A 292-nucleotide genomic window follows, 5' to 3' on the forward strand; every position below is an offset into this window, starting at 1 on the left:
GTTTCGATCCACGCCCCTGTGGGAGGGGCGACGCGAGGGAGATAGCGGGCCTGCCGATGCTGCCGTTTCGATCCACGCCCCTGTGGGGAGGGGCGACCGAAGTTCGTGGTGGTCGCGCCATGCGTCCAGTAGTTTCGATCCACGCCCCTGTGGGAGGGGCGACGCTATGATTACGCCTACAGTCCGCTTCGGCTTGGGTTTCGATCCACGCCCCTGTGGGAGGGGCGACCCTGCGTGGCGTTGAGGTCGACGAGGTATTCATCGACGTTTCGATCCACGCCCCTGTGGGAGG

The organism is Devosia enhydra, from assembly GCF_900119845.1.
GTDB lineage: Bacteria > Pseudomonadota > Alphaproteobacteria > Rhizobiales > Devosiaceae > FPKU01.